This window comes from Campylobacter sp. 10_1_50 (assembly GCF_000238755.1).
Lineage (GTDB): Bacteria > Campylobacterota > Campylobacteria > Campylobacterales > Campylobacteraceae > Campylobacter_A > Campylobacter_A concisus_R.
In genome coordinates, this window is sequence record NZ_JH414888.1 from 1 (window position 1) to 20,737 (window position 20,737).

The following is a 20,737-nucleotide window of genomic DNA, read 5'->3' on the forward strand; positions in this document are numbered from 1 at the left end:
AACTGTTGTCCTCTAGTGTAGGGCAGATTAGCTATACATTACTCACCCGTGCGCCACTAACTCATAAGAGCAAGCTCTTACTCGTCCGTTCGACTTGCATGTATTAGGCACGCCGCCAGCGTTCACTCTGAGCCAGGATCAAACTCTCCATATTAATTACCTATCTAATAGATAGGATTTTTATTATGAAGTTTTTAATCAAAAAAACTTTTAGTTTTTATATTAGTTTGTCTAATCTATTATTTAATCATAATAGACTGGCTCAATCGATCACTTGTTTAGATTTCAAAGATTGACTAATAGTTTAACAATTGTAAGTTAAAAGAACAACGATAAGAAAAAGGCTTTATTAACGTTGAAGTTAAAGGTGGTTTCTCGTTTCGTGAGCTGGAATTATATATGAGGGATGCTTAAAGTAAAATTAAACAAAACAATATTTTCTGAAAAAATGAATATTTTTAGTTTTTACAAAACTATTTCCTTTTTCATTTAATATAGGAAAAACCACTTTCCTTTTCTATAACTATAGTTGTTTTATTACCATATTTATCAAATATATTTATTTCACAGTCTTTTTTAAGAAGTCTATCATAAGGTCGTTTTGCGCCGTTATTTTTTGTAATACTTACAACTTTCATCAAACGACCCATTTCGTCAAAATTTATTGTTTGCATCCTATCACAACCATTTTTAAATTCAATTAATGTTATATTGAATCTCTTTCCTAAATTTGATTCTTTATTTAATCTCCTACAGGTAGACTCCGATGTTATTCCACTCCATCCGCCACTAAGCAACTTGCCGTTTTTATAAATATCACTAGCAACTTCTTTTTCTGAATTTATATTTCCACTAAAAATTTTTTTGCCTCTTTTATCAAAAAAAACAACTATATTTCCAGGTCTTAACTCCTAGCTCATCTATAGAACATTCCTTTAAACTAGTTTCATTAAACGTTATTCCCCATCTCATTTTAAACCATAGCTTTTCATCAACCGATTGAGCGTATTTATCATCCTGCATAGCGAGGTGTTGAGTATATCTGATATGAGTTAGGATCTGATTTGCAGCTTCTCTTGAGGCATTTCTGTTTAGTTTTGGGATCATAATGGCAGCTAAAATTCCAACAACAACAATAACAAAAATAAGCTCTATCATCGTAAAAGCTCTTTTTTTCATAGTTTATCGTTCCTTGATATTGAAATTTGCAACTACTCTTCCCATTTTTTCTATACTAAATTTCGATTTTTCATCTAAATCGGCACTTGCTAATAAATTTTTAGAATAGCTTTTTGTTTTTATCCCATAAAATTTAAGTCTTAGCGCAAGCCTTGTATCTTCAGTCGCTATATCTTGCACTCCAGCCTCTTTTAGCTTATCTGCCAGCTCTTTTGCTACATCAAATTTATAAGTGAGGTGTTTTGTAGGATCGTTTAAAAATAGGTAAAAAATTTGATTAAAGATGATCGCTGACCAGTTAAATATCAAAAAAAGCATCACTAAGCTAGTGCAAATTTTATGACCTTTTCTAAATTTTGGCAGCCTCACGCGATATGAGTTGAAAAAAACTCTTACCATAAGTGGTGTTGCGATCACGCAAAATGGCAAAAACTGCTCAAGCTCCAGCCTTTGGCGCACAGAGACTATCATACAAAAGCAAAATGAGCAAATGGCGATAAACCACAAAAGATCCTTCTTCTCCTTAACCCAAATTCTATAAATCGTATATACAAAAAAGATAAAGACAAATGGCGAAAATACAGCGGCAAATATGCCAAAGGTATCGATAAAATGCCCACTTGGTCTGCCATTTGTTTCAAAGCCAAAAAAGTAAAGTGTCAGCAAAAATAAAATAGCGCTTAGCCAAGCAAGAGGCGGCTTTCTTTTGTAAAGAGCAAATATAAAAAATCCTGCATAAAATATCAAAAAATCACCATCTATAAAAAAGGCTAGGCAAAAAAAGATGCCAAATAAAATTTTCTTTTTAATATGAAAAAGATATATGCACAAAAGCGCTAGAGTGATGCAAATTCCAGCATTATTTATGATAAGGGCAGAAGCTAACGTGCCAGGCAATAGCACAAAAAGTAGAACCGCTATGATCCTGTCAAACTCAAGCTTGATGTAAAATTTACTAACCTTATACATCAAAACTACGCTTGCTATGTAAAAAAAGATCATCACGCCTCGCACAGCAAGGTCATTTTGACCAAAAAAATGGGTGCTTAGCTTTAAGATAAAGCTTAGAAGGCTGCGCTTTTGAAAGAAAATTTCAGCCTCATTGTAGCTTACACTAAGAGAATTTGCCGCATAAAGTAGAAAAACAAAATCAATCAAACATATCAAAAATACGCTAAAAGCGATGTGTCTGCTAGCAAATTCTCTAACTCTTTCTAACAAATCGCGCCCTTAAATATGTATATCCCAGAAAAACTCAACCCAGTCATGAGCCTCTTTTACCTTAAATTCAGGCAAAAGTAGAGCCTTTTCTTTGTAAAATACAGTTGCTATCTTTATATCTAAATTTGGATAGCGTTTAAGCAGCTCTCTTTTTATCTCGACCATACTCTCGCCGCTATCAATGATATCATCAACGAGCAAAATTTTAGTGTATTTGCTAAGATCTGGCACGTTAAAAATTTGTATTGTATCAAGTTTGTTTGTATCCTCGTAGTGGATAGAATTTAGGGTAAATAAATTTCTATTATTAAGCGCAACAGCTAGCGAGTGACCAAGCGTTAGACCGCCTCTTGCCACAGCTAGTATCACCTCTGGATCAAACTCATCTTTTATCTGTTTTGCCATCTTTTTGGCATCAATGGCAAATTCATCGTAGCTATAAAATATCATCTTTCATCCTTATCAATGCACTAAAAATACGATAAAACTAATGAGCGCTAGCACGACTACACCTAAATTTATATCGCTAAATTCTCTCTTTATGAGCTTAACTATGACATATGACATAAAGCCAAATGCAAGGCCGTTTGTGATCGAGTAGGTAAGCGGGATGAGCACAACTATGAAAAATGTCGCAACGGCGATGGCTGGATCTTTGAAATTTATGCTAGCTAGCTCAGCAAACATAAGCACGCCGACCATTACGAGGATCGGATAGATGGCATTGCCAGGGATAGCTTTAAAAAGTGGCAACATAAATAGTGTAAGTATAAATAAAAGTCCGCAAAATACAGCCGTTAGGCCAGTCCTGCCGCCCTCTTCTACGCCGCTTGCGCTCTCTACAAACGATGTGGTCGTACTTACACCTACAAGCGAGCCAGCTGCAGTAGCAACGGCATCAGCTTCAAGAGTTTTTTCAAGTTTTACGACGCCATCTTTTTTGTTTTCGTCAAATATCCCAGCCCTCGTGCCAACGCCAGCTAGCGTGCCTATCGAGTCAAAAAGATCGGTCACAAAAAATGTGATAATAACTGGGAGTAAAGCTAGGCTAAAGGCACCTTTTATGTCAAGCTCTAAAAATATCGGTGAGATAGAGGCTGGAGTTGAGAAAATTTCTGTTGGATGAGGAGCTATGCCAAGCACCCAAGCTATCACTGAAGTGACAAGCACTGCCAGGATAAACGCGCCCTTTATCTTCCACGCCCAAAAGCAAATAACCAAAAATAGCCCCAAAACGCCAAGAAGCACGTTTGGATCTCTGAAATTTCCTATGCCAACCAAAACTGCGTCACTATTTACGATAAAGCCCATTTGCTGAAATGCAACAAAGCTGATAAAGGTGCCTATGCCAGCGCTTATCGCTCTTCTTAGATCAAGTGGGATGGATCTTATTATCCACATTCTAAAATTTGTAAAAGACAAGACAACAAATATCACGCCGCTTAGAAAAACAACGCCAAGAGCCGTTTGCCAAGGTACTTTCATACCGATGCAAAGACCAAATGTAAAATAAGCATTAAGCCCCATGCCAACGCTCATCGCAACTGGCGTGTTCGCCCAAAAACCATTTAATACCGTAGAAAAGATGGTAATTAGCGCAGTTGCCGTAATTAGTGCCTCATAAGGCATACCAGTTTTGCTCATAATGATCGCATTTACCGGCACGATATACATCATCGCCAAAAACGTCGTAAGTCCCGCTCCAAATTCCTGCTTCACACTCGTTTTGTTTTGTGCTAAGTCAAAAAATTTCACCCCAAGCTCCTTTAGTAAATTTTAAGTTCGTTATATAAGCTATCACGCTCAACCGGCGTAAAACCAGATGTTTTAATAAGATCGCAAAATGTCTTTAGTGTAACGCCATTTGCGCTATTTGCCCCAGCTGCACTTTGGATACTCTCTTTTTCTATCGTGCCATCAAGATCATCAGCGCCAAATTCCTGAGCGATCATCGCTAAATTTAGCGTCGAAGTAGCCCAGTACGCCTTTATATGTGGAACGTTATCAAGCACCAAGCGAGATATCGCCATAGTTTTTAAAATTTCAGCTGATCCTAGAAATTTAACATCTTTTAAGTAGTTATTTTCTCTTTGATAGACAAGCGGGATAAATGCGTTAAATCCGCCAGTTTCGTCCTGCAAGTCTCTGATCCTTAACATGTGATCGATCCTATTTTCGCGGCTTTCTATGTGGCCAAAGAGCATTGTTGCATTGCTTTGCCTGCCCTTGTCGTGCCACATTTTGTGGATTTTGAGCCAGTTTTCGCTGCTTACCTTGCCTTTGCAAATTTTAGCCCTGACCTCTTCATCAAAAATTTCAGCCCCACCGCCTGGCATGCTATCGACGCCGTATTCAAGCATCTTTTCTATCACCTCATCATAGCTTAAGCCGTAATGTCTTGATAAAAAGTCAATCTCAGCCGCCGTCATCGCCTTTACGTGAAGCTCTGGATGAGCTGCTTTTATCTTTTTAAAAATCTCTAAATACCACTGCCAGCCGCTAGTTGCGTTGTGAGCTGATACGATGTGTATCTCTTTTACTCCGTGACTCACGCTCTCATCAACGATCTTTAAAATTTCTTCGTGGCTCATTAAGTATGGATTTGGATTTTTTCTGTGAGCCGAAAATGCACAAAATTTACAGATATCAGCGCAGATATTTGTTGGATTGATATGGCGATTTACATTAAAAAAGACCTTGTTGCCGTGCAGTTTTCTGCGCTTTTTGTCGGCAAATTTAGCCAAGGTAAAAAGATCAAGCTCATAAAGCGAAAAAGCCTCTTGCTTGCTTAATCTCTCGCCACTTTCTAGTTTTTGTAATAGATTCATTATTTATATCGTCCTAAAGCTGAACTTAAGGCTTTATTATAAGCAAATAAAGCTTTGTTTTTGCAAAAATTATGTAACATTTGCCAAGATATTTTTAACAATGGAAACACTAAATGCTAGCTGATAAAAGTGCCAAAAATAGCGATAATTATTCAAAGATCAAAGAGAAATTTCTTGATTTTAAGGCAAATTTGCCAAAACATTTTCAAAAAAACCAAGGTAGAAATTTCACAAATTTCTTAGCCAAAGAGTATGATGATTTTATAAAATCTTATTTAAATGAAACTATGCGAGAATTTTTTGATGAGTTTGTGCCACAAAATGACAGCTTTGCCTTTAGTGTTTTAGCCACTGGAAAATACGCCCAAACCTTACTTAGCGCAAATAGTGAGCTTGAAATTTTACTAGTTTATAAAAATTTAAAAGGCTACAACATAAAGAATTTCTTAAAAGAATTTAGCGAAATTTTAAGTAGCTCTGGAATAAATTTTTATATAAAAAGCGTTGAGTTAGATGAAATTTTTACAAATTACAAAGACGATCTCAAATTTAAAAGCGAAACATCGCAAGTCCGATATATCTGTGGTTCAAAAAGTCTATACCGCCTAGTAAAAAGCGAGATCGTAAAATTAAAAGAATTTGATAAAAAAGCCTTTTTAAACTACCATTTAAAGGCATTCTTGCCATTTTCTAGCATCAGCTACTTAGCCCAAGAGCCAAATTTAAAAAGTGGCTTTGGCGGGATAGATGAAATTTATCACCTAAACTGCATACTAAACTGCCTAGATAGCGATATTTCAGTTAGATCACAAGCCCTAAAAGTGATGAATGAAAAAGAGATCGCTAGTTTTAACCTAAATGTAGACTTTTTACTAAGCCTACTAACTACCTTAAATTTAACGCAAAATTCTGATACTTTTAGCGCTTCAAGTGTCGAGATTACGACAAATTTCATGCAGACAAAGTCCAAAAAGCTTCAAGACAACGAGAGTGTCATCAGCCAAAAGATGCTAAGCTCGATGAACAACGTAGCCATTTATTCAAGATTTATCGCAGCTTCGCTTTGCAGGCCATTTTTCAAAAGCGAGCTAAGCTTCGTTCAAAGAAAATTTGCTAGGCTGAAAAATGGCTTTTATGAGATAAATAGCGTCATCTACGTGCCGCTTCACAAAAAGCCAGCACTCATCGAGGATCTCATAAATGAGCTTTTAGAGCTAAAAGATGTGGATTATAAATTTGATATAAGCGCGATCTTTTATATTAAGCGAGCCATCATCACAAAAGATGGTTTAGAGCGCGCTATAAGCGAGTTTAAGAAGATATTTTTAAGAGAAAATTCCTACGCCATCTTAAAATCCTTACTCGATGCGCAGATGATACAAATTTTGATAAAACCGATGGAGCACATCTCCCAGCTAGCAGAATATGACGGCTATCACGAATTTACGGTTGATGAGCATAGCATCTTAAGCGTCAAATTTCTTGAAAATATAAAAGATAAATTTATAAAAAATCTCTACACTGAGCTTTGCTTGGAGGGCAAAACGATGCTAAAGATCGTGACGCTTATGCATGACGTTGGCAAAGGACTTGGTGGCAAAGATCACGCAAACATCGGCGCAAACATCTTTAGAGCCTATGCTAACAAACTAAATTTAAGCCAAAAAGCTATCAACATCGGCGTCATCTTGATAAAATACCACACCCTAATGAGCAACGTCTCAAACAGAGAGGACATCTACTCACAGCGCGTCATCTTTGCCTTCATATCAAAGCTTGGCGACAAGCAGGTTTTAAAGCTACTTTACATCCTTAGCTACTGCGTGATAAACGCTACAAACGAGAAGCTTTACAACGCCTACACAGCAAAGCTTTTAAGAGAGCTTTATGAAATTTCTTTTAGCGCATTTAGCGATGAAAATTTACTTGATGAAGCGACAAGGCGGGTAAAAAAAGAGCAGTCTATAAAACGAAATAGCGAGTTTTTGGCGCTTGAGCCAAAGCTTCAAGAGAAAATTTTTAAGATCACATCAAATTTGGTCTTTACAAAATATAGCGCGAGCGAGATCATAAATTTAAGCAAAGTGGCTGATAGCCTAAACGAAACCGAAATTTTCATAAACAATAGTAAAAATTTAAGCATTCAAATTTATACAAACAAGAGTCTAAATTTAAGCGCCCTACTCTATGAATTTGCCAAATTTGACCTTGCGTATATGGAGATATTTGAGCTTTTTGAGAAAAAATTTTATATTAGGCTTGACTTTAACCAAAATGTAAAAAATCATGAGCTTGAAAATACTAAAATTTTAGCCCTAAAATCCCTAAATAGCGAGGTTTTAAGAGAGCCTTTGAAACCAAATATTAACAAAGATGAGATAAACTTCGAGCTAAATCACTCAAAAGATTACGCCAAACTTAGCATCAACGCAAAAGATCAGCGCGGGCTAATGGCTTATGTGATGAGTGTTTTTGACAGGCTTCATTTTCAAGTCACGAGTGCTAGAATTCAGACGGTTAAAAATAGAACGAGAAATCTCTTTTTGATCGAGAAAAACGAGCGACTTGAGAGTAAAGGCGAAGAGATATTAAATTTATTAATAAGCGAGTAAAACATGTGTGGAATCGTAGGATACATCGGAGATAAAGAGAAAAAAGAGGTCATTTTAAGCGGTCTAAAAGAGCTTGAGTATCGTGGATACGACAGCGCTGGCATGGCTGTGATGAGTGATGGCAAGATCGACTTTTTCAAAGCTGTTGGCAAGCTTGAAAATTTAGCCCTAAAGACAAAGGACTTTACATCAGAGGGCTTTGGCGTGGCGATAGGTCACACACGCTGGGCAACTCACGGCAAACCAACTGAGATCAATGCTCACCCGCACCTTGGCGAGCACTCATTTGTCGTTCACAACGGCATCATCGAAAACTACAAAGAGCTTAAAGATGAGCTTGAGGCAAAGGGCGTGAAATTTGTCAGCCAAACCGATACCGAAGTGATCGTGCACCTTTTTGAAGAAATTTTAAAAGAGAAAAAAGACCCATTTAAGGCTTATGAGGCGACTATTGCAAAGCTTAGAGGCGCTTATGCGACACTACTTATCACCAAAACTGCACCTGATAAGATATTTTTCGCAAAAGATGCCGCTCCTATGGCGATAGGCAAAAGTGACAAAAAAGAGCTATATTTTGCCTCATCAGATGCCCCACTTATCGGCAACGCAACCGAAGTGGCATATCTTGATGATAACAACTACGGCTATGTGAGCTTAGATGAGATAGCTGTTTTCAAACACGGCAAAAAAGCTAGCATAACATTTAACGCACTGCCAAAAGATAAGAGCTATGCCCAAAAAGAGGGTTATACATTTTTTATGGAGAAAGAAATTTACGAGCAAGGTGCTGTTGTGTCTGAAACCATCATGGGCAGGGTCAAAAACCACAAAGTCACCCTTGAAAATTTAGACGATGAATACCTAAAAGGCATCGATGATGTCGTGCTTTGTGCGTGCGGTACGAGCTACCATGCAGCGCTTGTTGCAAGCTATCTTTTTGAAAGGCTTGCTAAAGTTAGAACAAAGGTCGAAGTGGCAAGCGAATTTAGATACAGAAAGCCTTATCTAAACAAAAACTCGCTCTTCATCGTCATCTCGCAAAGTGGCGAGACAGCTGACACTCTTGAGGCGCTTAGGATCGCAAAAGAGGCTGGACTAAAGACACTTGCGATTTGCAACGTCGATAACTCATCTATCGTTAGACTAGCTGATAATACGCTTCTAACTCGCGCTGGCATCGAAAAAGGTGTGGCAAGCACAAAGGCCTTTGCAACGCAGATCATCGTGCTTTGGATGCTTGTGCTTCAAATGGCATCTGCAAAGGGATCTATCAGCAAAAAAGAGCTTGATCACGAGATCAAAACGCTTCTTCACATCCCACAAATTTTAAATATAGATAACTCTTTGCAAGAGAAGCTTCACCGCCTAAGCAAGCACTATTTACACGGTCATGGCTTCTTCTTCATCGGTAGAGATATCTTCTATCCGCTAGCACTTGAAGGTGCGTTAAAACTTAAAGAAATTTCATATCTTCACGCCGAGGGCTATCCATCAGGCGAGATGAAGCACGGACCTATCGCGCTTGCAGACGAGAAGCTATTTACGATAGCTTTAATGCCTCAAAACTTACTATATGAAAAGACAAAGAGCAATGTCGAAGAGCTTGCTGCAAGAGATGCATATATCTTAGCGATCAGCCCACTTGAGTTTGAACTAAGCGATGACTACGTAAAAACAAGCGTTCAAGATCACTATATGAGCGAATTTTTCGAGATGATGCTTGTGCTTCAGCTACTTGCTCTTGAAATTTCTGTTAGACTTGGCAACAACGTCGATATGCCAAGAAACCTCGCAAAAAGCGTAACTGTCGAATAATTTATGTGGCTGGCATCTTGCTGGCCGCTTAAATTTTCATAAAAATAATTTTGCATTATGTTATTAAACATAAATTTTATATTAATATTTTTATAATATTTACTCATATATAATTCTAAACCCAACTTAAATATTAAGGATAAAAATGAAGTTAAGCTCATCTTTACTAAGCGTAGGTCTTGGAGTTTTACTTTTAAGCGGTTGCGCAACTGGCAACAACAATGGTGTAACTGGCAGTGCTGCTGGTAGCAACAACAAAAACGCTAACACAAAAATAGAAAAGTGTAGTAGCACTATTGGAACACTTGCGTTTTATGAAGACCAGAATTCTGACTGGTATTCATATTTAACACGCAACTACAAGCTCACATCAACTATTCCTGTTTTGCGCCTTCTTGCACAACAAACTGGTTGTTTTGTTATAGTTGAGCGTGGCGCTATGATGGATAATATGATGCAAGAGCGTGCACTTGATAGATCGGGCGAACTACGTAGCGGTTCTGGCTTTGGCAAAGGTAAAATGGTAGCAGCTGATTATACTATTCGCCCTGAAATTTTCTTTAGTAACGAAGATACGGGCGGTGCAGGCGCTCTTGTTGGAGCACTTTTTGGTAGTGTAGCAGGTGCTATAGCTGGTGGTTTTTCAACAAAAGAGACACAAACTACATTGGTTCTTATAGAGAATCGCTCAGGTGTTCAATTAGCAGCAGCCATTGGCTCAGCTTCTAGCACTGATTTCTTTGGTATGGGCGGTGGCGCTGGTGCTTCTCTTGGTGCTGGACTTGGTGCATATTCAAGAACACCTGAGGGAAAAACACTTGTAAATGCTTTTCTTGATTCAATGAATCAATTAGTTATTGCTCTAAAAGACTACAAAGCACAGACCGTAAAAGGTGGTCTTGGCAAAGGTGGAAGCCTAAGAGTAGGAGATTAATATGAAATTTTTAGCCATTTTATTTTGTTCATTAACTTTTTTGTTTGCTATGAGTTATGAAAAAAAAGTTGAAGCTAGGCTTTGTGGTCTTATAAATCAAAGAGAAATGGCTAAAATTTATGGCGATATAAGAAGCATTGATAGCTTTGATAAAAAAATAGAAAGCTACAAATTTCGCAACGGAATAGAAAAATTTGACGAGGATAGTTGCCGTGCAAATGGCTACTATCCTGTTGATCCAAACTATGCGCCATATCCGCCTAACTACCGCCCATACTATCAAAATGAGTACGACAGATTTGATAGATTTCAGCGTGGTTACCGTGGAGGCTACTATAACGATGACGACTACGATGATGGTTTTGATCGTGGCTATAGACGTGGTTATAAGGATGCAAGAAGAGATTATAGGCTAGGTAGATAATCTTATCTAGCCTTAACTTTTCTTAGCTCTCTTTTCTAACAAGAAACGATTTTTACTAATAGCAAATCAAAAGCAACACATATACCAAATTTTACTGCTATAAATAAGTTCAATACATTGATTAAAAAATACTCTGTTTTTAGGAAAATAATGCAAAACCTGTGGATATGGCAACATCCCAACTACCCAAATTTTTCTTTCGATAAAAGTGCAATAGGTACCATCATAAATAAACTAGAGCAAAATCACGAAATTTTAAAAGAGATAATAAGCAAGACCGGCAGAAACGATCTTTTAAAGGCGCAAATTAATGCCCTGGAAGATGAGATCTTTTGCTCATCTCTCATAGAGGGCGAGAGGCTAAAAAGATCAAGCATTCACTCATCGGTAAAAAAGAGACTAGATGAAAATTTTGACTGACTAGCCGACACTCATGCGACCAGACACAGTGATAATCTAGTCTCGCTAATGCTTGAAGCAAATTTAAACAAAGCCCTATGAGCTTCGAGCGGCTACATGGCTTGCACAATGCCTTATTTGAATACAGCCATAGCAAAATTTACAAGATGAAATAGCTAAATTTAGAGATGATGAGATGAACGTCGTCTCAGGTCCTTCAAAAAATGTGCAAATCCACTACGAAGCCTTGTCAGCAGAGCGCATAGAGGATGAGAAATTTTTTAAATTTTATCAATAAAAATCACGAAAACACATATGTAAAAAGTGCCTTAGCGCACCTTTGGTTTGTGATCATCCATCCTTATGAGGGCGGCAACGGATGCATGGCAAGGGCTTTGGCGCACTACTGCTTGGCAGCTAACAGCATTAAGCTATTTTCTATCACCAGCATTATTTATGCAAATAAAAAAGATTATTATGAAATTTTAAAGCAGACGACAAAGCTTGAAAATAATTTAAACTTTGACTTCACAGCGTGGATAAAGTGGCATTTAGAAGCGGTAAATATCGCCATAAAACAAGCTATAAGCTCATTAAAAAGATAAAATTTCTATCAAATTTAAGAGCCAAAGCCCTTAAATTTTATCTTTACTTAGGATTTTTGCGAGCTGCTCTTTGATCTCGTCATCAAATTCACTAACACTTATCACGCCCCTGCTCTCGCACATCTTAGCGTCATTTACCTCGCAGTAGCCACTCAGCGCGTTTTTGTATCCGCCCCTTATGCAGGCCTCTCTATCCTCTAAAAATCCAGCCCCGCCAAGGATGAGCACACCAAGGTCAAAGCCGATCTTAAATTTCGCACTCGCTGAGCTTTTTATCCAGCTTAAAAATATCTCATCATACCTTAATCCAAGCGCCCCAACACCGTCTGGCACGACCAAGATATCCACGCCATAAAGGCTTTCAGCGTAAATTTCAGGATGAAGCCTGACGCCAAATTCATCGACTATCTCAGGCTTTAGGGCGTAGGTTTTGATGTTAAAACCTTCAAATTTATGCAAAAAATCATAAATTTTGGCAAAGCTTAACAAATTTATCTTGTCAAACATCAAAATGCTAACTTTCATGCTAGCTCCTTTTAATGAAGTGCCTCATTTAGCTTGATCGCCCTTTTGCTCGCACTTGCGGTGATCTGACCTGTTTGGCTATTTTGTCTAAAATGAAGCCCGTTTAGCCCGCCAAGTTCAAGCGCTTTGTAAATTTCAGCTTCAAATTTAAAGCTAGGATTTAGCTTAGCTAGCTTTTCGAGCTCGCTGGCTGAGATATAGACCTTTGTGCCCTCAAGCACTGCTATTCCAGCATCCACGATGCAGTTATCACCAAGTGGCACGCCTGTGACTGAGTTTGCGCCAAGCAAGCAGTGTTTGCCGATGCTTACAGGGTTGCCGTTTGTGCCGCTTAACACGCCAAGTATGCTAGCTCCGCCGCCAACGTCGCTGCCCTCGCCCACGACAACAGAGCTGCTGACCCTACCCTCAACCATCACGCCACCAGTCGTGCCTGCGTTAAAGTTGATGTAAGCAGCACCCGGCATGACGACTGTACCAGGATGCACAGCTGCGCCCATGCGAACCTTGGCAGCGTCTAAAATTCTCGTGTTATCAGCTGGGATGATGTGACTTAAAAATCTTGGGAATTTATCCACGCTCACGATCGCTGGATACTCGCCAAACATCTTTAGAGAAATTTCGTTTTCTCTTAACCACTCAAGCTCGATCGGGATGTTTTGGCTAGTCCATGCGACATTTGGCAGCACTCCAAAGGCTCCATCAAGCACGATCGTCCTAGGCGCGACCTTGCCAAGCGAGATCAAGTAGAGCTTGAGATAGACGGCCTCCACACTAAGTGGCTTTGCGTCATCAAATAAAAATACAAGCTTAAATTTATTCTCATTTAGCTCAAGATCGTCATCAAATGCCATCTTCACAGCGTGTAAATTCTCCACATTTTTATGCGATTTTATATCTTTTTCAAAGACACTAAAGAGCTTGCTAGCCTTTTTTACTACCTTTGGCGTGAGATCAGCGACAAACTCGTGAGCACTAAAATCAACTTCAACATCACACTTTTGCAAAGCATAGATAAAAGCAGCTGCGCTTAAAAAGCTCTCTTTATAATTTACAACGGCGTAACTTGCTTGCAAAATTTTGTCGCTATTTTTTTGTCCGCGATCGACTCTTGCGATGCCAAAAGCAACTGGATCTTTGTAACCATCTTTTTTTCTAAATTCTTCAAAAAATTCCTTAAATTCGTTTGCGTCTTTAAACTCTTTAGACATCTATTCTCCTTTAAATTTTTTCTTAGTCTAGCCAAAAATGGCTAAAAATTTTATGATTTTAAAGCATTTTGGTTTTGGTAAATTTATAAATTATAATAATGATTAACCTTATCATAAAGAAAATAGAAATAAAATGCCTTAAATTTTACAAGGAGGCAAAATGTCAAATTTAGCTACCAAACTAAAATTTGCCTTAGCTGCGTTGATCGGCCTCGTCGCTGGCGTAGTTTCAGCTTTTGTCAAATGGGGGGTGCAGAAGTACCGCTTCCGCCAAGAAGCCCCATGGATATGTTTAACGCAGCTTGTGGGCCAGAAAGCGCCCTCAGAGCGGCTGATGCGATCGACTGCTCGAGAAATTTTCTAAATCCCCCTTATGTGTTTTTGAGAGATTATGTCGGTATCACCGATCCAAACGCTGCTATCTACGAGTTTGCAGGGCATGCCTTTAACTACGTGATGCTAACGCACATCATATTTTCAGTAGTCTTTGCCGTTGGCTACTGCGTCGTGGCTGAGAAATTTCCAAAGATCACGATGTGGCAAGGTGTGATGGCTGGTATCTTAGCAACTATCGTAGTTCACGGCATCTCACTGCCGCTTCTTGGCCTCACTCCGCCACTTTGGACACTTCCTTGGTATGAGTATGTCTCTGAGTTTGTGGGTCACATGATCTGGTTTTGGTCGATAGAGATCATCCGCCACGACCTAAGAGCTAGGATCACAAAAGAAAAAGATCCAAGCGACTGCTGCAACGCATAATTAACAAATTTGCTGTTTTTGGGCGCAAAACCTAAGACAGCAAATTTCAATCATAAATAAAACCATAACGCCTCTTGATCGCAGCCAATACCTAAAAACAAAATTTCATCATTTTTTGCAAGGCTTGAAAATCTTAACTAGCTTTTAATGCGTAAATTTAAAATTTTAAGCACTTAGCACTCACTGCTAAGCTCTAAATTTTCTAAACAAAGCGGCTTTTCATCCTCAAAGATCACCCCTATACCATAAGGCTCACAGATATCAAGCGCACCCTCAGCAAATCTCATCAGCCACTGCTTATCGCCCGCATAAAAGGTGCATTGTGGCGAACTAAATGGCAGCTCACAAACTGGCACGTCAAGCAAGCTAAGCTCGTCCTTGCTCAAAAAGCCACTCGCCTAAGCTCATCTTTTAAAAAGGCAAGCGCCTCTTTTATGTATCGGTCGATATCTTGGGCGATTTTTTCTGCTAGCAAAGTAGTCTCATCATCCATGTCTGCCCCATCTGTGCTAACAAGGCAAAATAGCACCTGCCCGAAATTTTCGCTCATTAGCTTCACCTCCGCATACCAGATAAAGCCATCGTCTGTTGCAACTTTTTCAAGTTCGCCAAATTTCAAAGTCATTTTTTATTCTCATTTTTTGTGATTTTGCTACTCTTACGAAAAAGAGCGAAATTTAAGTAAATTTGTTGTGAGCTAAAATAGAAATAGCTTGTAAATTTGTCCTTTTATCATAAAGCAAAAGCTAAATTTACAAGCAAATTTTCAAATTTATATCGCTATTTAGAAGCAAAATTTCTCATCAGTGCCATTTTGCTTGCGCATAGCTTTGAAGTCAGCAAGATTGTCTTTGTCTAAAAAGTAATCTTTCTCTTTTTTATTGCGGGCTTCTAGCTTTTCTATGCCTTTTGCAAGGGCTGCTTTTCTATCTTCGTGAGGCGAGCTAAATTCTGGCGAAAACATCGCTTCATAGGCATTTTTCTTAGTCCATTCAAGCGCTTTATCAGCGATCTCTTGTTGCTTTTTGATATCGCAAAACGCATAAGGATTGACCACGTCGCCAACAAGCTTCATAAACGCCCCTATCGCAGCCACCACGTCAGTAAATTTCTCGCCCTCCATGTCTATAACGCCTCTTAGCAAGATCGCGCGGTTTTTTGCCGCATAAAACCAAAATACCGCATCATCGCGAAGTCCAAGATCATAAGCACGAGCTGAGAGGACAAAAAGAGTTATCGGAGAGACCATTTGTGGGGCGTCTTGCACGATCTTTTCTGCCTTTTTAAAGTCCTCTTCTTTGCCACTTTTTAAAAGCTCATCTATCTTGTCATAGACCTTGACGTACTCCACCTTGCCAGCATTTGCTGAGTAGTATGGCGTGACGTAGATGTCGATACTTCTTACTTTGCCGTCGTTTGCAAAGCTACATACCGCTGTAAAAAGTAGCATCGAAAGCAGTGATAAAATTTTCATTTTAGCTCCTTGTTAAATTTTTCTTTTTTTACTATCAAATTTATTAAAAAACTCGTATTTTTACATATCCTTATGAATTTAATACGCCTTTATTAGTCGTAAATTTTTTAAATTTATACCGCCTAAAAATACTCCTCTTTCAGGCTCAACCCACTCTACGACTATATTGTCTAGATCATCATTTGGCTCGCAATACATTTTTGAGCAATCATACTTTGCTACAAACTTATCACCAATGTTAAAATCCATCTGCGTAGAATTACTTGGTATGTGCAAAGTATATATTATTCGGTATTTTTCGCCCTCTTTTGTCTTTACTGATGTCATCTTAATAAGAATGTCTTCATCATTATTAAAATTTGATCTATAGATACCATCTTTACCAATACCTGCTGCTTCAAATTTCATCTCTTTGCTATAAAATGGATATAGTGCCGAGCAACCAGATAAAAGCAAAATCATAAAAAATAGTCCAACTGCTTTCATTTTATAACCATCCTTTTAGAAACTTTTAGTTTTTAAAACTATGAATAGGAGCTGGGATTTGTCCGCCACGAGCGATGAAGTCGGCACTTGAGGCCTTATTTATCTTCATCACAGGCGCTCTTCCTAAAAGACCGCCAAACTCGATCATATCGCCCTCACGTCCAAGAGGTATGATACGAACGGCCGTTGTTTTTTGATTTATCACGCCGATAGCCGCCTCATCAGCGATCATCGCAGCTATACTCTGGCTTGGCGTATCTGCAGGTATGGCGATCATATCAAGCCCCACCGAGCATATCGCCGTCATCGCTTCAAGCTTTTCTAAATTTAACGATCCCGCGCGCACCGCAGCTATCATGCCCTCATCTTCTGAAACCGGGATAAACGCACCACTTAAGCCGCCAACTTGGTTGCACGCCATGACGCCGCCTTTTTTGACTGCATCATTTAGGAGAGCAAGCGCAGCCGTCGTGCCGTGCGTACCAACAGCCTCAAGCCCCATCTCCTCAAGCACACGAGCCACCGAGTCGCCAACAGCTGGCGTTGGAGCAAGAGAGAGATCGACGATACCAAATTTCACCCCAAGGCGCTCGCTCGCCATTTGACCGACTAACTGACCGATACGAGTGATCTTAAACGCCGTCTTTTTCACAGTCTCAGCCACCACGTCAAAGCTCTCGCCACGCACCTTTTCAAGGGCTCTTTTTACGACGCCTGGACCTGAAACGCCGACATTTATCACCACGTCAGCCTCGCCCACGCCGTGAAATGCACCGGCCATGAAAGGATTATCTTCAACTGCGTTTGCAAAGACAACAAGCTTCGCACAGCCCATCTCTGAAGCTGCCGCCGTCTCTTTTATGATGCGCCCCATGTCACGCACTGCGCTCATATTTATGCCACTTTTTGTTGAGCCGACATTGACGCTTGAGCACACTTTTGCGGTTTGTGCTAGTGCTTGCGGGATAGAATTTATCAAAATTTCATCACCCTTTTGATAGCCCTTTTGCACTAGAGCCGAAAAACCACCTATAAAATCAATACCAACTTCAATAGCCGCCCTATCAAGCGTCTTTGCGATCATCACGTAGTCTTTTGCGTCCGTTGCTGCGCCGATTATTGAGATAGGCGTCACGCTCACTCTTTTATTGACGATTGGTATGCCTAGCTCAGCGGAAATTTCGTTGCCCACTCTAACTAGGTCTTTGGCTTTAGTGGTGATTTTTGCGTAAATTTTATCGCAGGCTTTGCCTATGTCAGGGTCGATGCAGTCAAGCAAACTAATGCCCATCGTGATCGTTCTGATGTCAAAATTTTGCTCCTCGATCATCGAGATAGTTTCGGTTACGTTTTTGATATCCATCTTTTGTCCTTAAATTTTGTGCATCGCATCAAAAATGGCTGAGCTTTGGATATTTATCTTTACTTTTAGGCTCTCTCCAAGCTTATCAAGCTCCGCTCTTAAGGCTGTAAAGTCCTTATTTTCATCGCTTGAAACCACCGCCATCATCGTGAAAAAGTCGCTCAAAATAGTCTGGCTTATATCATCTATATTTAGCCCTAGCTCGCTAAGCTTTGCTGAGACGCCAGCAACGATGCCAACTCTATCTTTTCCGACTACGGTTACGATCGCTTTCATCTTTTCTCCTGTTAAATTTTAAATTTATTTTTTAAAGTGCATTTTGGCTACAAAATTTAAGCTCCGCATCAAGCAAAGCTAAATTTTGGTAGCCAAATTTAAACTGGCAAATTTTAAAATTTGCTCTAAATTTTATCTTTTGTAAATTTACTTCGAGCAAGCACTCTTGCCGTCATTTACTGGCTGGATCGCTGAGTTATCAGCCCCACCGCCGTTATTTATATTTTCTATTATCTCCCAAAGCCTTGCAGCTGCGCTCTCGTAGCGTTTTGCAGTGACTGAGTTTGGCTCATAGAAGCTAACTGGCTTGCCATTATCGCCACCCACTCTAACAGCTGGCTCGATAGGAATTTCAGCCAAAATTTGAGTGTTGTAAGCCTTTGCCACCTCTTCAGTCGTGCCTTTGCCAAAGATATCGTACTCTTTGCCGTTATCTGGGCAGATGAAGCCGCTCATATTTTCGATGACGCCAGCGATTGGGATGTGAAGCTTCTCAAACATATCAAGCGCACGCTTGCTATCGTCAAGTGCTACTACTTGTGGCGTTGTGACGCATACACCTGCCGTTACTGGCACGCTTTGAGCTAGAGTTAGCTGCGCGTCGCCCGTTCCTGGAGGCATGTCGAGAAACAAGACATCAAGCTCGCTCCAAAGCACGTCCCTTAGCAGCTGCTCGATCGCTTTCATTATCATCGAACCACGCCAGATAAGGCTCATGCCCTCCTCCATCAAAACGCCCATACTCATCATCTCCACGCCGTGGCTAAGTATCGGTTTTAGCTTGTTGCCGACGACTTGTGGCTGAGTATTTACTTCGCCAAGCATTCTTGGGATGTTTGGTCCGTAGATGTCAGCGTCCAAAATTCCCACTTTTTTGCCTAGTTTTGCCATTGAGATGGCTAAATTTAGCGTTGTGGTTGATTTACCAACGCCGCCTTTGCCAGAGCTTACCATTACGAAATTTTTAACTTGTGGCGCGATATTTTTGCCACTTTGAGTGTTACTTTTCTCCTCAGGTATCTTTGGCTGGATCAAATTTAGCACGTACTCATTTGAGCCCATGACGCGTTTGATGTCCGTTTTTAGCTCGTTTGCCACCTCTGGGCTTGAGCTAACGATCTCGACTTCGATTAAGATTTTCTCGCCGATCTCTACGTTTTTTACAAAGCCAAAGCTAACTATATCCTTCTCAAATCCCGGATATATGACGCCTTTTAGTCTATTTAGGACCTCTTCTTTATTTAACATTTTTCTCCTTTTTCTAGATCTTTTGAAATTTTATATGCACAAAATTTTGGTCCGCACATCGAACAAAAATGAGCGTTCTTAAACGCATCTTCTGGCAAGCTCTCGTCGTGAAGCTCTCTAGCCTTTTTTGGATCAAAGCTAAGCTCAAACTGCTTGTTCCAGTCAAATGCGTATCTCGCGTCACTCATCGCATGGTCTTTTTCGATAGCTCCAGCTTTGCCAAGTGCGACGTCTGCGGCATGAGCTGCTATCTTGTGAGCTACGATGCCCTCTCTTACGTCATTTTCATTTGGCAAGCCAAGGTGCTCTTTTTGCGTCACGTAGCAAAGCATGCTAGCACCGTGATATGCTGCCATCGTACCACCAATCGCTGAAGTGATATGATCATACCCTGCGCCGATATCGCTAACAAGCGGTCCAAGCACGTAAAATGGGGCGTCATGGCAGAGCTCTTGTTCGATTTTCATATTATACTCAATTTGACTTAATGGCACATGACCAGGGCCTTCTATCATTACCTGCACATCTTTTTGCCACGCACGAAGCGTAAGCTCTCCAAGCACCTTTAGCTCACTAAGCTGTGCCTCGTCTGTTGCATCAAAAAGGCAACCTGGGCGAAGTCCGTCGCCAAGCGAGAGCGAAACGTCGTATTTTGCGCAAATTTCTAAAATTTGATCAAAAATCTCATAAAATGGATTTTGCCTATTTAGCTTTGACATGTAGCTCGCGCTCAAACTGCCGCCGCGGCTTACTATGCCCATTTTACGCTTTTTAACAAGGGGCAAAAACTCACGCAAAAAGCCAGCGTGTATCGTAAAGTAACTAACCCCTTGCCTTGCTTGCTTCTCTAGCACGCTTAAAATTAGCTCATTTGTGATATTTGTAACCTCTTTTGCCTCTTTTAAAATTTCATACATCGGCACTGTGCCAACTGGCACACTTGAGTGCTCAATGATAGCGCTTCTAATGGCGTCTAAATCGCCGTCCGTGCTTAGATCCATAACCGTATCAGCGCCAAATTCTAGGCAAATTTCAAGCTTTCTAAGCTCTGTGCAAATGTCACTACTTAGGCTTGAGTTGCCGATATTTGCATTGATTTTTGTCTTTAGCTTTCTGCCTATGCCCATAGGCTTTAAATTTGTGTGATTTACGTTTGCTGGGATGATGATGCTGCCTTTTGCCACCTCATCCATCACTAAATTTTCACTCACTCCCTCGATCTTTGCCACATAGCTCATCTGCTTTGTGAGCTCGCCTCGCCTAGCATAGTACATCTGCGTCTTTGTCATGACTAACCTTTTTTAAAATTTAAAGGCTCATTTTAGTCCTTTTTTGTTTTGATCTAACTAAATGCTAGCCTTAAATTTATTTCTATAAA

At 39.8% G+C, this 20,737-nt stretch carries 24 protein-coding genes and 1 rRNA gene; 7 read left to right on the forward strand and 18 right to left on the reverse strand.

Annotation, left to right across the window (positions count from 1 at the left end; translation table 11 throughout):
* From HMPREF1019_RS04285 to mqnE, 7 genes are all read right to left on the reverse strand, one after another.
* A 16S ribosomal RNA gene (locus HMPREF1019_RS04285) occupies window positions 1–154 on the reverse strand; the annotation flags it as partial.
* Between the two features lie 331 nt (window positions 155–485).
* Window positions 486–797 (reverse strand): hypothetical protein, encoded by a 312-nt coding sequence (locus HMPREF1019_RS10300; protein WP_009294433.1) that lies wholly within the window; start codon window positions 795–797, stop codon window positions 486–488.
* A gap of 79 nt (window positions 798–876) precedes the next feature.
* Window positions 877–1,179, reverse strand: a complete 303-nt coding sequence (locus HMPREF1019_RS10305) for a pilus assembly FimT family protein (RefSeq protein WP_009294434.1) — start codon at window positions 1,177–1,179, stop codon at window positions 877–879.
* 3 nt (window positions 1,180–1,182) lie between these two features.
* Entirely contained in the window at window positions 1,183–2,400 is a 1,218-nt protein-coding gene (locus HMPREF1019_RS04295) for an ArnT family glycosyltransferase (RefSeq protein WP_009294435.1), read from the reverse strand.
* Between the two features lie 9 nt (window positions 2,401–2,409).
* Window positions 2,410–2,850: a phosphoribosyltransferase gene (locus tag HMPREF1019_RS04300; RefSeq protein ID WP_009294441.1), complete on the reverse strand. Its 441-nt coding sequence runs from the start codon at window positions 2,848–2,850 to the stop codon at window positions 2,410–2,412.
* 12 nt (window positions 2,851–2,862) lie between these two features.
* The gene (locus HMPREF1019_RS04305) at window positions 2,863–4,155 is read right to left on the reverse strand and encodes an NCS2 family permease (RefSeq protein ID WP_009294442.1); all 1,293 of its coding nucleotides are present in this window, start codon (window positions 4,153–4,155) and stop codon (window positions 2,863–2,865) included.
* Window positions 4,156–4,166: 11 nt separating this feature from the next.
* Window positions 4,167–5,231, reverse strand: coding sequence for an aminofutalosine synthase MqnE (gene mqnE / locus HMPREF1019_RS04310; RefSeq protein ID WP_103569336.1), 1,065 nt, complete (start codon window positions 5,229–5,231; stop codon window positions 4,167–4,169).
* Between the two features lie 110 nt (window positions 5,232–5,341).
* Here mqnE and HMPREF1019_RS04315 point away from each other — a divergent pair, with 110 nt between their 5' ends.
* From HMPREF1019_RS04315 to HMPREF1019_RS04340, 6 genes are all read left to right on the forward strand, one after another.
* Window positions 5,342–7,840 (forward strand): HD domain-containing protein, encoded by a 2,499-nt coding sequence (locus tag HMPREF1019_RS04315; protein ID WP_009294443.1) that lies wholly within the window; start codon window positions 5,342–5,344, stop codon window positions 7,838–7,840.
* Between the two features lie 3 nt (window positions 7,841–7,843).
* Window positions 7,844–9,655, forward strand: coding sequence for a glutamine--fructose-6-phosphate transaminase (isomerizing) (gene glmS, locus HMPREF1019_RS04320; protein WP_009294444.1), 1,812 nt, complete (start codon window positions 7,844–7,846; stop codon window positions 9,653–9,655).
* 145 nt (window positions 9,656–9,800) lie between these two features.
* Window positions 9,801–10,589 (forward strand): peptidoglycan-binding protein, encoded by a 789-nt coding sequence (locus HMPREF1019_RS04325; RefSeq protein ID WP_009294445.1) that lies wholly within the window; start codon window positions 9,801–9,803, stop codon window positions 10,587–10,589.
* Window position 10,590: 1 nt separating this feature from the next.
* Entirely contained in the window at window positions 10,591–11,013 is a 423-nt protein-coding gene (locus HMPREF1019_RS04330; RefSeq protein ID WP_009294447.1) for a hypothetical protein, read from the forward strand.
* A gap of 150 nt (window positions 11,014–11,163) precedes the next feature.
* Window positions 11,164–11,433, forward strand: coding sequence for a DUF4172 domain-containing protein (locus HMPREF1019_RS04335; protein WP_009294449.1), 270 nt, complete (start codon window positions 11,164–11,166; stop codon window positions 11,431–11,433).
* 248 nt (window positions 11,434–11,681) lie between these two features.
* Window positions 11,682–12,017: a Fic family protein gene (locus tag HMPREF1019_RS04340; protein ID WP_009294453.1), complete on the forward strand. Its 336-nt coding sequence runs from the start codon at window positions 11,682–11,684 to the stop codon at window positions 12,015–12,017.
* A gap of 30 nt (window positions 12,018–12,047) precedes the next feature.
* On the opposite strand, the gene HMPREF1019_RS04345 is transcribed toward HMPREF1019_RS04340, so the two are convergent.
* Window positions 12,048–12,542 (reverse strand): hypothetical protein, encoded by a 495-nt coding sequence (locus HMPREF1019_RS04345; RefSeq protein ID WP_009294455.1) that lies wholly within the window; start codon window positions 12,540–12,542, stop codon window positions 12,048–12,050.
* Between the two features lie 11 nt (window positions 12,543–12,553).
* Window positions 12,554–13,753 (reverse strand): 2,3,4,5-tetrahydropyridine-2,6-carboxylate N-succinyltransferase, encoded by a 1,200-nt coding sequence (locus tag HMPREF1019_RS04350; protein WP_009294457.1) that lies wholly within the window; start codon window positions 13,751–13,753, stop codon window positions 12,554–12,556.
* 243 nt (window positions 13,754–13,996) lie between these two features.
* Between HMPREF1019_RS04350 and HMPREF1019_RS04355 the strand changes: the two genes are divergently transcribed.
* Window positions 13,997–14,512 carry a DUF1440 domain-containing protein gene (locus HMPREF1019_RS04355; protein WP_232210170.1) on the forward strand — a complete coding sequence of 172 codons (516 nt, stop codon included), beginning with the start codon at window positions 13,997–13,999 and terminating at the stop codon, window positions 14,510–14,512.
* A gap of 173 nt (window positions 14,513–14,685) precedes the next feature.
* Here the strand turns inward: HMPREF1019_RS04355 and HMPREF1019_RS10310 are convergent, their stop codons facing one another.
* The 9 genes from HMPREF1019_RS10310 to thiC all read right to left on the reverse strand — a co-directional run bounded on the left by HMPREF1019_RS10310 (window position 14,686) and on the right by thiC (window position 20,648).
* A complete protein-coding gene (locus tag HMPREF1019_RS10310; RefSeq protein ID WP_009294461.1) occupies window positions 14,686–14,898 on the reverse strand; it encodes a hypothetical protein in 213 nt (70 codons plus the stop codon).
* Window positions 14,895–15,137, reverse strand: coding sequence for a hypothetical protein (locus HMPREF1019_RS10315; protein WP_009294463.1), 243 nt, complete (start codon window positions 15,135–15,137; stop codon window positions 14,895–14,897). Before HMPREF1019_RS10315 ends, HMPREF1019_RS10310 begins: the two co-directional genes overlap by 4 nt.
* A gap of 159 nt (window positions 15,138–15,296) precedes the next feature.
* Entirely contained in the window at window positions 15,297–15,986 is a 690-nt protein-coding gene (locus HMPREF1019_RS04365; protein ID WP_009294465.1) for a hypothetical protein, read from the reverse strand.
* Window positions 15,987–16,064: 78 nt separating this feature from the next.
* Window positions 16,065–16,472, reverse strand: a complete 408-nt coding sequence (locus tag HMPREF1019_RS04370; protein ID WP_009294466.1) for a hypothetical protein — start codon at window positions 16,470–16,472, stop codon at window positions 16,065–16,067.
* A 25-nt stretch (window positions 16,473–16,497) separates the two neighbouring features.
* Window positions 16,498–17,835, reverse strand: coding sequence for a PFL family protein (locus HMPREF1019_RS04375; protein ID WP_009294468.1), 1,338 nt, complete (start codon window positions 17,833–17,835; stop codon window positions 16,498–16,500).
* 9 nt (window positions 17,836–17,844) lie between these two features.
* Window positions 17,845–18,111 (reverse strand): ACT domain-containing protein, encoded by a 267-nt coding sequence (locus tag HMPREF1019_RS04380; protein ID WP_002939508.1) that lies wholly within the window; start codon window positions 18,109–18,111, stop codon window positions 17,845–17,847.
* A 31-nt stretch (window positions 18,112–18,142) separates the two neighbouring features.
* The gene (locus HMPREF1019_RS10505) at window positions 18,143–18,271 is read right to left on the reverse strand and encodes a hypothetical protein (RefSeq protein ID WP_262359232.1); all 129 of its coding nucleotides are present in this window, start codon (window positions 18,269–18,271) and stop codon (window positions 18,143–18,145) included.
* The gene (locus HMPREF1019_RS04385) at window positions 18,259–19,359 is read right to left on the reverse strand and encodes an Mrp/NBP35 family ATP-binding protein (RefSeq protein ID WP_009294471.1); all 1,101 of its coding nucleotides are present in this window, start codon (window positions 19,357–19,359) and stop codon (window positions 18,259–18,261) included. Before HMPREF1019_RS04385 ends, HMPREF1019_RS10505 begins: the two co-directional genes overlap by 13 nt.
* Window positions 19,353–20,648, reverse strand: coding sequence for a phosphomethylpyrimidine synthase ThiC (gene thiC, locus HMPREF1019_RS04390; protein ID WP_009294474.1), 1,296 nt, complete (start codon window positions 20,646–20,648; stop codon window positions 19,353–19,355). The genes HMPREF1019_RS04385 and thiC overlap by 7 nt, the downstream gene beginning before the upstream one ends.
* Window positions 20,649–20,737 lie beyond the last annotated feature (89 nt).

Coding starts and splice junctions, on each gene's coding strand:
- HMPREF1019_RS10305 (WP_009294434.1), bottom strand. CDS start 1,179: ATGAAAAAAAGAGCTTTTACGATGATAGAGCTTATTTTTGTTATTGTT.
- HMPREF1019_RS04300 (WP_009294441.1), bottom strand. CDS start 2,850: ATGATATTTTATAGCTACGATGAATTTGCCATTGATGCCAAAAAGATG.
- HMPREF1019_RS04315 (WP_009294443.1), top strand. CDS start 5,342: ATGCTAGCTGATAAAAGTGCCAAAAATAGCGATAATTATTCAAAGATC.
- glmS (WP_009294444.1), top strand. CDS start 7,844: ATGTGTGGAATCGTAGGATACATCGGAGATAAAGAGAAAAAAGAGGTC.
- HMPREF1019_RS04325 (WP_009294445.1), top strand. CDS start 9,801: ATGAAGTTAAGCTCATCTTTACTAAGCGTAGGTCTTGGAGTTTTACTT.
- HMPREF1019_RS04330 (WP_009294447.1), top strand. CDS start 10,591: ATGAAATTTTTAGCCATTTTATTTTGTTCATTAACTTTTTTGTTTGCT.
- HMPREF1019_RS04335 (WP_009294449.1), top strand. CDS start 11,164: ATGCAAAACCTGTGGATATGGCAACATCCCAACTACCCAAATTTTTCT.
- HMPREF1019_RS04340 (WP_009294453.1), top strand. CDS start 11,682: ATGAGAAATTTTTTAAATTTTATCAATAAAAATCACGAAAACACATAT.
- HMPREF1019_RS04345 (WP_009294455.1), bottom strand. CDS start 12,542: ATGAAAGTTAGCATTTTGATGTTTGACAAGATAAATTTGTTAAGCTTT.
- HMPREF1019_RS04350 (WP_009294457.1), bottom strand. CDS start 13,753: ATGTCTAAAGAGTTTAAAGACGCAAACGAATTTAAGGAATTTTTTGAA.
- HMPREF1019_RS04355 (WP_232210170.1), top strand. CDS start 13,997: ATGGGGGGTGCAGAAGTACCGCTTCCGCCAAGAAGCCCCATGGATATG.
- HMPREF1019_RS10315 (WP_009294463.1), bottom strand. CDS start 15,137: ATGACTTTGAAATTTGGCGAACTTGAAAAAGTTGCAACAGACGATGGC.
- HMPREF1019_RS04365 (WP_009294465.1), bottom strand. CDS start 15,986: ATGAAAATTTTATCACTGCTTTCGATGCTACTTTTTACAGCGGTATGT.
- HMPREF1019_RS04370 (WP_009294466.1), bottom strand. CDS start 16,472: ATGAAAGCAGTTGGACTATTTTTTATGATTTTGCTTTTATCTGGTTGC.
- HMPREF1019_RS04375 (WP_009294468.1), bottom strand. CDS start 17,835: ATGGATATCAAAAACGTAACCGAAACTATCTCGATGATCGAGGAGCAA.
- HMPREF1019_RS04380 (WP_002939508.1), bottom strand. CDS start 18,111: ATGAAAGCGATCGTAACCGTAGTCGGAAAAGATAGAGTTGGCATCGTT.
- HMPREF1019_RS04385 (WP_009294471.1), bottom strand. CDS start 19,359: ATGTTAAATAAAGAAGAGGTCCTAAATAGACTAAAAGGCGTCATATAT.
- thiC (WP_009294474.1), bottom strand. CDS start 20,648: ATGACAAAGACGCAGATGTACTATGCTAGGCGAGGCGAGCTCACAAAG.